Origin of the sequence: Mucilaginibacter sp. (assembly GCF_028288105.1) — a bacterium.
Lineage (GTDB): Bacteria > Bacteroidota > Bacteroidia > Sphingobacteriales > Sphingobacteriaceae > Mucilaginibacter.
Genome location: NZ_JAQBOI010000315.1, coordinates 1 through 11,675 on the forward strand (window position 1 = coordinate 1; position 11,675 = coordinate 11,675).

9 protein-coding genes and 1 pseudogene are annotated in these 11,675 nt (G+C 40.9%); 6 read left to right on the forward strand and 4 right to left on the reverse strand.

What is annotated here, in order from left to right; genetic code table 11:
- Positions 1–209 precede the first annotated feature (209 nt).
- Complete coding sequence (locus JWQ85_RS20790; RefSeq protein WP_299471405.1) at positions 210–2,117, forward strand: class II glutamine amidotransferase; 1,908 nt, start codon at positions 210–212, stop codon at positions 2,115–2,117.
- 260 nt (positions 2,118–2,377) lie between these two features.
- The gene (locus tag JWQ85_RS20795; RefSeq protein WP_299471407.1) at positions 2,378–2,779 is read left to right on the forward strand and encodes a hypothetical protein; all 402 of its coding nucleotides are present in this window, start codon (positions 2,378–2,380) and stop codon (positions 2,777–2,779) included.
- A gap of 86 nt (positions 2,780–2,865) precedes the next feature.
- Here JWQ85_RS20795 and JWQ85_RS20800 read toward each other — a convergent pair whose 3' ends face one another.
- Positions 2,866–3,522, reverse strand: coding sequence for a LysE family transporter (locus JWQ85_RS20800; RefSeq protein WP_299471409.1), 657 nt, complete (start codon positions 3,520–3,522; stop codon positions 2,866–2,868).
- A 187-nt stretch (positions 3,523–3,709) separates the two neighbouring features.
- Between JWQ85_RS20800 and JWQ85_RS20805 the strand changes: the two genes are divergently transcribed.
- A complete protein-coding gene (locus JWQ85_RS20805; protein ID WP_299471411.1) occupies positions 3,710–5,467 on the forward strand; it encodes an MFS transporter in 1,758 nt (585 codons plus the stop codon).
- 75 nt (positions 5,468–5,542) lie between these two features.
- On the forward strand, positions 5,543–5,998 hold the full coding sequence (locus tag JWQ85_RS20810; protein WP_299471413.1) for a dCMP deaminase family protein: 456 nt from the start codon (positions 5,543–5,545) through the stop codon (positions 5,996–5,998).
- Between the two features lie 290 nt (positions 5,999–6,288).
- Here JWQ85_RS20810 and cmk read toward each other — a convergent pair whose 3' ends face one another.
- Positions 6,289–6,963 (reverse strand): (d)CMP kinase, encoded by a 675-nt coding sequence (gene cmk, locus JWQ85_RS20815; protein ID WP_299471415.1) that lies wholly within the window; start codon positions 6,961–6,963, stop codon positions 6,289–6,291.
- Between the two features lie 126 nt (positions 6,964–7,089).
- On the opposite strand from cmk, the pseudogene arfB reads away from it, so the two are divergent.
- Positions 7,090–7,491 (forward strand): annotated as a pseudogene (arfB, locus tag JWQ85_RS20820) (alternative ribosome rescue aminoacyl-tRNA hydrolase ArfB); the annotation flags it as partial.
- Here the strand turns inward: arfB and JWQ85_RS20825 are convergent.
- Positions 7,484–8,446 carry a lipid A deacylase LpxR family protein gene (locus tag JWQ85_RS20825; RefSeq protein WP_299471420.1) on the reverse strand — a complete coding sequence of 321 codons (963 nt, stop codon included), beginning with the start codon at positions 8,444–8,446 and terminating at the stop codon, positions 7,484–7,486. The pseudogene arfB and the gene JWQ85_RS20825 overlap by 8 nt on opposite strands.
- Positions 8,447–8,530: 84 nt before the next feature.
- On the reverse strand, positions 8,531–11,011 hold the full coding sequence (gene lon / locus JWQ85_RS20830) for an endopeptidase La (protein ID WP_299471421.1): 2,481 nt from the start codon (positions 11,009–11,011) through the stop codon (positions 8,531–8,533).
- Between the two features lie 449 nt (positions 11,012–11,460).
- Here lon and JWQ85_RS20835 point away from each other — a divergent pair.
- Positions 11,461–11,675, forward strand: a 215-nt coding sequence (locus tag JWQ85_RS20835) for a tetratricopeptide repeat protein (RefSeq protein ID WP_299471423.1), incomplete at its 3' end; no start/stop codon positions are given.

Sequence of the window (11,675 nt, forward strand, 5' to 3'; positions counted from 1 at the left end):
CGAGCCTAATGCCTGTGCCCGTATAAGCGGATAGCGGGACTGTCGGTACCAAAAAGCACAGTCGTTGCTTTACAAAAATGAGTTATAAAAGGCTAAAATTGTATCAATCCGGAGCAACGTTTTGCACACAATAAAAAATACTAATTAATGACAATCCGTGTAAGTACTATATAAGATAAAATTTTACCTTTGCAGGCTCATTCCCAATCATGAGCGATCAGATTAAACATGAATGCGGTGTGGCATTTATCCGCCTTTTAAAGCCACTCTCTTTTTATCAGAAAAAGTACGGTACTGCACTGTACGGACTAAACAAGCTTTACCTTTTAATGGAAAAACAGCATAATCGCGGCCAGGATGGCGCGGGTGTTGCTACTATTAAACTGGATATTGAGCCTGGTAAGCGGTACATAAGCAGACATCGATCGATGGCATCAAATGCTGTTGCTGATATTTTTGAATATATCCAGAAAAAATTTGCTGAGATACAAAAGGAAACGCCAGAAAAAATGGCCGACACCGAATGGCTCAAAGAACATGTAAGCTTTACCGGCGAAGTGTTATTGGGCCATTTACGTTATGGCACACATGGCAAAAACAGTATCGAAAACTGTCACCCTTTTCTTCGCCAAAATAACTGGATGACCCGTAACCTGGTTATTGCCGGTAACTTTAACATGACTAATGTTGATGAACTACTGCAGCAACTATATGACCTGGGTCAGCATCCAAAGGAAAAAGCCGATACCGTGACTGTTTTGGAAAAAATAGGTCATTTTATTGATACCGAGAACCAGGGCCTATTTGACCAGTACAAACGCGAAGGACTTGACGATAACATGGAAATTAGCAAGTTAATTGCTAACGATATGGATGTTGCCAAAATCTTAAGAAAATCGGCCAAGAACTGGGATGGTGGTTACACCATTGCAGGTATATTGGGCCACGGCGATGCATTTGTAATGCGCGACCCGGTTGGTATACGCCCGGCTTATTATTACTATAATGATGAGATAGTGGTTGCTGCTTCAGAGCGCCCCGCTATTATGACGGCTTTCAATATCCCTATCGAAGAAATACGCGAAATTAAACCCGGCCATGCCCTTATTGTTAAAAAGAACGGTAAGATAACCGAGGATATGTTTAGCGAGCCGCTTGAGAAAAAAGCATGTTCATTTGAGCGGATCTATTTCTCGCGTGGTAGTGATGCATCTATTTACAAAGAGCGTAAACAGTTGGGCAGGTTACTTTGTCCGCAGATACTGGATGCGGTTAATAACGACGTTAAGAATACTGTATTCTCCTACATACCAAACACCGCCGAGGTTGCTTTTTATGGTATGGTGGAAGGGATACACAAATACATTAAAAAATACCAGCGCGACAGGTTGCTGAACCGTGATGATAAAATAAGCGAAGAGGAATTAACTGAAGTATTGGCTCTTGCCCCGCGTGTGGAGAAGATTGCTATTAAAGATGTTAAGCTACGCACATTTATTACACAAGATGCCGACCGCAGCGAAATGGTTGCCCACGTATACGATACTACTTATGGCCTTATTAATAAAGGTGCGGATACTTTAGTGGTACTGGATGATTCCATTGTTCGTGGTACTACATTGAAACAAAGTATATTGAAAATACTTGACCGCCTTGGTCCTAAAAAGGTTGTTGTTGTATCATCGGCACCGCAAATACGCTACCCGGATTGTTACGGCATTGATATGTCGCGTATGGGCGAGTTTGTGGCGTTTGAAGCTGCTATTAGTTTGTTAAAAGAACAAGGCAAAGAGAATGTTATTGTTGAGGTTTACCAAAAATGTAAGGATAGCTCTAAGCTTGCCAAAGAAGATGTTGAGAACTACGTGAAAGCGATTTACGCGCAATTTACAGATCAGGAAATATCTGACCGTATTGCTAAGATCATAACCCCGCCAAATATTACGGCCAAGGTTGAAGTGCTTTATCAAACCCTTGATAACCTGCACATAGCCTGCCCTGATCATGCCGGCGACTGGTACTTTAGCGGCGATTATCCAACACCGGGTGGTAACAAGGTAGTAAACCGCGCCTTTGTTAACTGGATGGAAGGTAATAACCAAAGGGCATATATGTAATATCCCTAACCCCTGAAGGGCAATAGAATATAAAAAGGCGATAAGTTAAACTTATCGCCTTTTTGGTTTATAATATTTGAACGGGGGATGTTTAAAAACAATATTTTTCCTTATAGATAATTATATTAAAAATATAATTAATGAATAATTTAATGACTTTCTTTTGTGTTGAAACTTTGTTGAGGCGTATCCGTATTAGTGTTAACCATTATAGCCTTCTATTAACCCAATTATTTCTTAACCAAATCTTATTAAACATTATGAAAAGGAATTTAATCTATACCCTTATCACAGGGTTTTTGGTGTTAGGCATGCTTTCTTTTACTTTAATTAAAGAAAAGCCTGTTATGAAAAGAACGGTTACAAAAACAACAAAAGTACTTTGTAATGCTACGATCAATCCTCTTACTGCAGCTAATGTAAGTTGGAGTTCAAGCAGTATAACTATATCCTGGACCCCAAGTAATAGCAATTATGATCATTTTAACTATGGTGGCTATGGCGTAGTATCAGCCGGTTCTACCACAGGTTTTAGTAAATCATATTCTTTCCCTCCTGGTGTAACAAGCCGATTTGGAGTAGTTTGCGCATGTGCAGATGGTTCAACATCGGGCGCTACACATGGAGTGCTGTTTAGCTCTACCGGATACAGTATCTTTTAATAATATCTAACAGGCTTTATGGTTGCAAATCCTATGGTTTAAGTACTGTGGGATTTGTTGTTTAAACTGGTTTAACGGATTTGTGATTAACTAACCGCCGGCGCCGAGAAAATAAAATGCGTAACCAGCCTATCAATTAATACCAGCGATGCAATGATAAGCGCAATACCGGCAACTTCGTTAAGGCGGTGTACAAATTTTACGGAGATACGATCACGAAGTTTGTTGGCGTAAAAAGCTTTTACCGCGTCTAACCCAAATTGGATGATAAGAATGGTGAGGAACATTACCGCGATCTTTGCCGTGCGATGGTGCACCCCCGCATGGAATTGGGTACTTGCCACACCGATAACAACCGTCCAATGCAGTAGTACGGTAGGGTTAAAAATGCACATTACAAAGCCTTTAAAAAAGTAGCCCGCGTGATTTATTTTGTTGGGGATAACGTTTTTGTAGTTAACATCGGCTTTTTTAAAGATGTAGTAGATACCGATGGTAAATAATATAATGCTGCCTACAATTCCGGCTATTGTTTTATCGCTGGCCGATATATCAAAATATTGCGAACCATAAAGGATAGCACCAACGAAAACCATGTCGCTGGTTACTACACCAAGGGCAAGTGATAAGCCAGCGTGAAAACCTTTTTCAATGCTGGTTTTTATCAAAGCAAAAAAGACCGGGCCTGTTATAAACGTGAGCACTAATCCAAATCCAATTCCCGAAATAATGGCTTCTATCATTATATAGGCTTATATATCCTCTTATTCTACAGGTTAAAAATTAGGACACTAATATGCAACTTTTATCTGTTAAACAACAAAACTTAATGTTGTGATTTATATTTTGAAAAAATTATAGCCATAATTATAAAAATTGATTTATGTTTAGTGTTTCAAACACACCAATAGTATTAACCTTAATTAAACAATGGCACAAGACAACTCAAAAAGTAATGGTTCGGCTTTATATACCATCATTACCGTGTTTTTCTTTTGGGGCTTTTTAGCAGCTTCTAATGGTATTTTCATTCCTTTTTGTAAAGCGCATTTTAACTTATCACAGTTCGAATCGCAGCTTATCGACTTTACCTTTTATGGCGGATATTTCATTGGTTCGCTGATATTATATTTCGCTTCAGCAGCCTCTAAAGTAGATATCCTGAATAAGATAGGTTATAAAAATGGTATTATTTACGGCCTGATAATATCAGCAGTTGGTGCTTTGATCATGATACCGGCTATCAACTCCGGTTCCTTTGCGTTCATACTGTTCACCTTCTTTATAATAGCCTTAGGTTTCTCGTTACAGCAAACCGCAGCTAACCCATTTGTGGTGGCGCTTGGCAGCCCCCAAACAGGTACCCACCGTTTAAATTTTGCCGGTGGTGTAAATAACTTTGGTAGTATTTGGGGGCCGGTTATAGTAGGTATTGTACTTTTTGGTTCGGCATCAGCAAAGATACCGGCAAAGGATGTGCAGATATCGTCGGTAAATAACCTCTACATGATATTGGCGGGTCTATTTATCGCTGTAGCAGTGTTCTTTTGGTTCTCTAAATTACCACGTGTAACCAGCGACGAAAAGATAGAACCAAGTAACAAAGCCAACAGGCCATTAGGTGTTATTTTTATAGCGTTCCTGTTGATATTAGCTGCAGGCCCGGTAAGTACTTATTTTGGTAACAAAACAGCAAAAGAAAATAACATTACCGTAAACACTCAATTGTATAAAGATCATGGCGGCGAAACCTTGGAGCAAATAGATAAGATCACAAATATCACACCTCAGGAAAAGGCTGATTTTGTGTTTTATGTTAAACATGTAAACCAGTACAAATCATACATGGTTTATGCTTCATTGGCAATTATTCTGATCACTTTACTTGCAACTATATCAACCAGCAGCAAGCATAAAGAGGGTTGGGGAGCAATGCAGTATCCACAGCTTATATTAGGTATGCTTGCTATATTCACCTACGTAGGTGTCGAGGTAACCATCCAAAGTAATATGGGTGCTTTGCTTGAAACACCAAAATTCGGTAATTTTACTACCGACCAGGTAGCGCCATTTATATCGCTTTATTGGGGTAGTTTAATGATAGGCAGATGGACAGGGGCTATTGCCGCGTTCAACTTATCTAAACAAGTTAAGTTTTTACTTACTGTAATTGTACCATTTATTGCATTTGGAGTTGTATTACTTGTTAACGGTATAAGCGGTACTAATGTAAGCAGCTTTTACCCATACGCAGGCTGTGTTGCTATCCTGGTTATAGGTTTCCTTGTTGGTAACCAAAAACCGGTACGTACATTAGCCATATTTGGTGTGTTAGGCGCTGTATTTATGATCATTGGATTATTAACTACGGGTATGATCGCTGTGTTCGCGTTTATTAGCGGTGGTTTATGCTGCTCTATTATGTGGCCGTCAATCTTCTCGTTATCTGTTACAGGTTTAGGTAAATACACCAGTCAGGGTTCGGCATTTTTAATTATGATGATATTGGGTGGTTCTATTATTCCACCGGTACAGGGTATACTTGCAGATACAGCAGGTATCCATAATTCATACATTATCCCGGTTATCGGCTTTGCTTATCTTGCATTTTTTGCCTGGAAAGCGGGTGCGATCCTTAAAAAACAAGGTATCGATGTTGACAACATGGAGGCATCAGGCGGTCACTAATTTTAATTAATAAATATTTTGATAAGAGGTTAGTGGCGAAAGCAACTAACCTCTTGCTTTTAGTATCAAACTAATATGGACAAACCAAGTTTCGAAAATATTTTCATGAATCTGGCAACCGATCTGGCCAAACGCTCTCACTGCGTTAAAGCCCAGGTAGGCGCCGTTTTAGCCAAGGATACACGCATTATATCTATAGGTTATAATGGCCCGCCTGCGGGTACCCACAATTGCGACGAGGAATGGCCTGAAACTGGATGTGCCCGGGATTCTAAAGGCAGTTGCTCGCTTGCCTTACACGCTGAGGAAAATGCTATCCTGTACGCCGTGAAGAATGGCGCTAATCTGGAAGGCGCTACGTTGTACACCACGCTATCGCCATGCCTGCCATGTGCAAGGCTGATATTTTCGGCTGGGATTAAACACGTTTATTTTGATAAATCGTACGCCCAATACAAAGGCTTAGCCAGCGATGAGGGTGTTGATTTTTTGAACAGGTTTGGAGTGCATACTGTTAAAGTTGGGGCGTAGATTTAGAATCAAGAGGCAAGAATCAAGAGCCAAGACATTCCCACGCGTCATTGCGAGGTACGAAGCAATCTCTTTAGTAAGGTATTAAAGGCGTTGCCTTCGGCCGGGCTTTTCGCTCATACGCCTGCAGGCCTTAATCACAGGCCGGTATCCGCTACAATCCCTAACGCGGAAGGTTCTGAACCGGGATTCGTAGGATTATGCGATTAATAGGATTTAAGGTTGGTAGTGAACAAGGAGATTGCCACGCTACGCTCGCAATGACGCTCTTTTTTGCTGGACTTTCGACTTTAAACTTTCAACTTCTCCACCTTATCTAACGCAAACTGCAGCTGCTCATCAGGGGTTAGGTTGGTATTATCTAATATAATGGCATCTGCGGCACGTACCAGAGGGCTTTCCTCGCGGGTGGTGTCCTGGTAATCGCGATGGGCAATGTTCTCAAATACCTCTTCTAAAGTGATCTCCGGATTTTTAGGATGGATCTCATCATATCGGCGCTGGGCACGCACTGCCGGATCTGCTGTCATGAAAATTTTTAGCGGAGCAGCAGGGAATACAGTTGTGCCTATGTCGCGGCCATCCATTACAATATTTTTTGATTTACCCATTCGCTGTTGCTGTTTAACCATTTCCCGGCGTACTTCTTTTAAAGCCGATACCTCACTTACCTTTTCGGATACGGGCATCTGGCGTATCTCTTCAGATACTTCTTCGTCGTTAAGGGTAATATGGGTTTCGTAATCGCGCGAGTGAAAATTAAGATGGATATCCTTTAAGGCCTTCTCTATCTGGGCATGATCGTGCGTGTTAATATTGTTCCTTAAAAAATAAAGGGCAACAGCGCGGTACATAGCGCCGCTATCAACATAAATATAATGAAGCTTTTTGGCTAATGCCTTGGCCAGGGTGCTTTTACCACATGATGAATAGCCGTCAATTGCTACTATAATATTATTGGTCATCGGGGAGCGAAGTTAATGTTTTTTGGTGAGTAGTTAATTAAGTGAGTGGTTGATTAAGTTGAAAATTAACTACTCACTAATCAACCCAATCAACCATTCACTATCTTTGCGACCATGAATTTAAATAAGGCCGACCTGCAAAAAGACATTTACTATAAAACATCGCGCAGCGGGGGTAAGGGTGGCCAAAACGTAAACAAAGTATCAACTAAGGTTGAACTGCTTTTTTCTATAGATAACTCAGCGCAATTTACCGATGAGGAAAAACTTTTGTTGAATGAAAAGTTGCAAACCCGCTTTAATAAGGATGGCCTTGTGCAGGTAATATGCGATGAAGAACGAAGCCAGTATCTCAATAAAGAAATAGCCCTTGAACGATTAATTGTACTGCTAACCAATGCCCTGCACAAACCTAAAGTGCGTAAGCCTTCAAAGGTAAGCAAGGCGGCGAAGCTGGCACGACTGGGAAATAAAAAGATGCAATCAACCAAAAAAGCCGACCGTAAAAAGAATTTTGATATTAGTTAAAGCGGTATAGCACGGTTAATGATCCCCATTGATGGGTGCTTTTCACCATCTGCTTAACTTCCCGTGTGTTAATATAAGCCGCAAGGTCTATTACAAAACGGCTGCTTGTAATAGCAACCCCTAATTGGTTGCTAAAAACCAAATGATTAATATCACCAACTATTTCTTGTGTGCCGGCAACCGGGTGGTCTTTAAATAAACTTCCCTGTACGGTAGCGTCATATAGTACAGCGTTTAACTGGGGTTTATAGTAAAAGAAAAATTCGTTTTTATGCAATAAACCAGGGTTGGCACTCCTGCTTACTGTACTTTGTGTACTTACAGATTGAAACAACTGGTTAAAGTTACCCAAACGCACCATTGGCCCTACAGCCGCATTGGTAAACCCGGTTCCCAAATTAAGGTTACTTGCAAGGGTAAGATCAGCCCATGAGCCCCGGGCAAGTAATTTGTTAACCTCGCCACTCAGGTTAAGCTCCACATCGTTACGGATCTGGTACTGCCAACTATTAAGCTTATAAAAACCGAATGTGTTATGAATGAATCTTTGGATAGGATATCCGCCTGCAGCCGGCCCCACAACACCAACTTTGGCAGTTAATTTAAGTGTGGTTTCATTTTTATATAAAACGTTTGCAGATGCGCCTAAATACAAATACGCAGCAAAAGGTCTGTCCACAAAATCTGCCGATGGTAATCGTCCTGATTGCGCATTGAATATCTTTTGCCCCAGTTCCAGCCCGAATACGGCGTTGGCAACATCATTTTTCAATTTGGTCATATCAACCGCGTGGCGGTAATGCAGGAAAAAACCATTAGTGTAATAACGGTCAGATCCTTGCGCCAGGAAAGAATCATTATCTGATTGGAAGCCGATTTCGGTACTGCGGTTTTGCGCATATGAACTGATGCCTGCAAAAAGGCATACAGCTAACAGGAAAAGTTTATTTTTCATTTGCGAATTTAGTGGTGCGCTAATGTAAAAAAAGCAGGGAAAATTTCCCTGCTCTTTATTTTATTTATTAATGTGTAGCCATTATTAATTTAAAGTCGGCTTTACTTCCTTTTCCTTAACTGTCAAATCCAGGGGCTCAGTTACCAATTCGGTAAGTAAAGCAAGGTTTATCACCTCGCGCATATCGGTAACGTAATGGAATTTAAGGTCGGTAATGTAATCTTCCTTAATCTCCAGAATGTCTTTCTGGTTTGATTTGCAAAGGATGATCTCCTTAATATTTGCACGTTTGGCTGCAAGGATCTTCTCTTTAATACCACCTACCGGCAACACACGCCCGCGAAGGGTTATTTCCCCGGTCATGGCCAAATGTGGTTTTATTTTGCGCTGGGTAAATGCCGATACCAATGCAGTAAGCATGGTAACACCTGCCGATGGGCCATCTTTAGGGGTAGCGCCTGCCGGTACGTGCACATGTATATCCCATTGTTCAAAAAGTTTTGGGCTGATGTTAAAATAGCTTGCATGAGCACGCAAATATGCTAACGCGATAGTTACCGATTCTTTCATTACATCGCCCAGGCTACCGGTAAGGGTCATTTTGCCATTACCCGGACTTAAGCTGGCTTCGATGAATAATATATCGCCGCCAACAGATGTCCATGCAAGGCCGGTAACTACACCTGCGGTATCGTTTCCTTCGTAAAGGTCTTTGTCGTAAAACGGTGCGCCAAGTATCTTCTCAACCTCTTTCTTGCTTACTAAGGTGTTGTAAGGTTCTTCCATGGCAATATTTTTTGCCACACCACGTATAACCGAGCCTATCCTTTTTTCCAAAGCACGCACACCAGATTCGCGGGTGTAATCTTCAATCAATTTTTCTACAACATCGCTTTTTATGACAACATCTTTAGCGGTAAGGCCGTGGGCTTCGCGTTGTTTTGGAAGCAAGTGTCTTTTGGCTATCTCAACTTTTTCCTCGATGGTATAACCATTCACTTCAATGATCTCCATCCTGTCCAGCAATGCAGGTTGTATGCTGCTCAGGGAGTTTGCTGTCGCGATGAACATTACGTTTGACAGGTCGAAATCCATTTCAACGTAGTTATCGTAAAAAGTGCTGTTCTGTTCAGGGTCAAGCACCTCTAATAAAGCCGATGAAGGATCGCCACGGAAATCGGTGCTTACCTTATCTATCTCATCCAAAATAAATACCGGGTTTGCCGCACCTGCCTTTTTAACCGATTGTATAATACGGCCCGGCATTGCGCCTATATAAGTTTTACGGTGCCCGCGGATCTCGGCTTCGTCCCTTACACCACATAAAGCCATGCTAACATACTTACGGCCCAATGCTTTAGCAATTGATTTACCAAGCGATGTTTTACCAACACCCGGGGGGCCAACCAGGCAAAGGATAGGGGCTTTCATGTTGTGCTTTAATTTTAGCACAGCCAAATACTCTATAATGCGCTGTTTTACTTTATCAAGGCCAAAATGGTCTTTATCAAGCACTTTTTGAGCCCTTTTTAGGTCAAAATTATCTTTTGTGAACTCGTTCCATGGCAAGTCCAGCAATAGTTCAAGGTAATTTATCTGCACCGAGTAATCTGCCGCGGCAGGGTTGGTACGGGTAAGTTTTTCCAGTTCTTTTGCAAAATGACTTTTAACTTCTTTGTCCCACTTTTTCTTAAGTGCACGCTGGCGCAGGTTCTCAATTTCCAGATCTGGTGATGTACCCCCAAGTTCTTCCTGAATAGTTTTTAACTGCTGGTTCAGGAAGTAATCGCGCTGTTGTTTGTCCAGATCAACACGTACCTTGGTTTGGATCTGGTTTTTTAGCTCCAGCATTTGCAGATCGAGCGTTAAATGCTCAAGCACCATGTTTATCCTATCGCGCAAGCTGGCCGTTTGCAGTAAAGATTGCTTATCTGCCATATCAGCATTCATATTTGATGATATGAAGTTGATAAGGAATGATGTGCTCTCTATGTTACGGATAGCGATGCCGGCTTCGCTCGGTATATTTGGCGATAGTTGTATAATGTTCATGGCCATGTCTTTAACAGACGATACCATGGCTTTAAATTCTTTATCCTCTTTTGCCTTTACCTCTTTAAAAGGGTCGATAGTGGCCTTAATATAGGGCTCGCTTTGTACCTCTTCTTTTAAAAGAAAACGCTTTTTACCCTGCAGTATCACGGTAGTGTTACCATCGGGCATTTGCAGCATTTTTATAATGAGGGCAATGGTACCAACTTTATTCAATTGGTTAAAGGTTGGGTCTTCAATACTTACATCCTGCTGGGCAACAACACCAATAAGACGGCTGCCCTTGTTGGCATCGCGTATCAGTTTTATAGATTTATCGCGGCCAACGGTGATAGGGATAACAACACCGGGAAACAACACGGTATTACGCAGCGGAAGTATAGAAATAATATCGGGTACCTGCTCATTATTCATTTCCTCTTCGTCCTCTGACGACATCAGTGGGAAAAATTCGGAATCCTCATTAATGGAAGGCATGGTATTCTTAAAATCGAATGGATCAAAACTCATCAATCACCTATTATGTATGCTAATAACGTCATATTGGCAGGCACGGAAACTCCGGCCATACAAATACGGGCTAATTACCATTAGTTATATAATCAAATATACAGTTTCAAGAGCTATGCCAATATAATTTAATTAGCCCCGGCAAATGTTACGCGTTTGTAAATAATTGATTTATTGGTGTTTGTAAGTGTAAAATAAATTTACTCAATTTTTAAACAAATTGGAAGAAAGTGGAAAAAAAGTCATGTGGTAGCAGCATTTTTTTATGCAAAGGCGAGAAAAGAAAATATCAGCAGATCGAATCAGCACCTTATGGAGAAATTTTACCTCGGCCTTTTATTTGAATATGTTGTATACATTCCTAAAATTATTAACAAATTGCGGCAATTATATAATAATAACCTGCATTGGTAGTTAATGTATTGTTAATGTGTATACTCACTTAATACTTTATGAGGCTGTCGGCTATAATTTCTTTTTTCATACTTACCTCGTTCGAAACTTCATCGGCACAAAATGCTTATGTAAAGTTAGGGCAGCAGGCATTTATGGATGGTAATTTTAAAGCCGCCGTAAAGCAGCTGGAAAAAGCCTGCATGGTAGATTCTACTAACGCCAACGCTTACTGGATGCTGGGTTATTCTTATTATCATAGCGAAAACTATCG

Coding starts and splice junctions, on each gene's coding strand:
- JWQ85_RS20795 (WP_299471407.1), top strand. CDS start 2,378: ATGAAAAGGAATTTAATCTATACCCTTATCACAGGGTTTTTGGTGTTA.
- cmk (WP_299471415.1), bottom strand. CDS start 6,963: ATGACCAATAATATTATAGTAGCAATTGACGGCTATTCATCATGTGGT.
- JWQ85_RS20805 (WP_299471411.1), top strand. CDS start 3,710: ATGGCACAAGACAACTCAAAAAGTAATGGTTCGGCTTTATATACCATC.
- JWQ85_RS20810 (WP_299471413.1), top strand. CDS start 5,543: ATGGACAAACCAAGTTTCGAAAATATTTTCATGAATCTGGCAACCGAT.
- JWQ85_RS20800 (WP_299471409.1), bottom strand. CDS start 3,522: ATGATAGAAGCCATTATTTCGGGAATTGGATTTGGATTAGTGCTCACG.
- JWQ85_RS20790 (WP_299471405.1), top strand. CDS start 210: ATGAGCGATCAGATTAAACATGAATGCGGTGTGGCATTTATCCGCCTT.
- JWQ85_RS20825 (WP_299471420.1), bottom strand. CDS start 8,446: ATGAAAAATAAACTTTTCCTGTTAGCTGTATGCCTTTTTGCAGGCATC.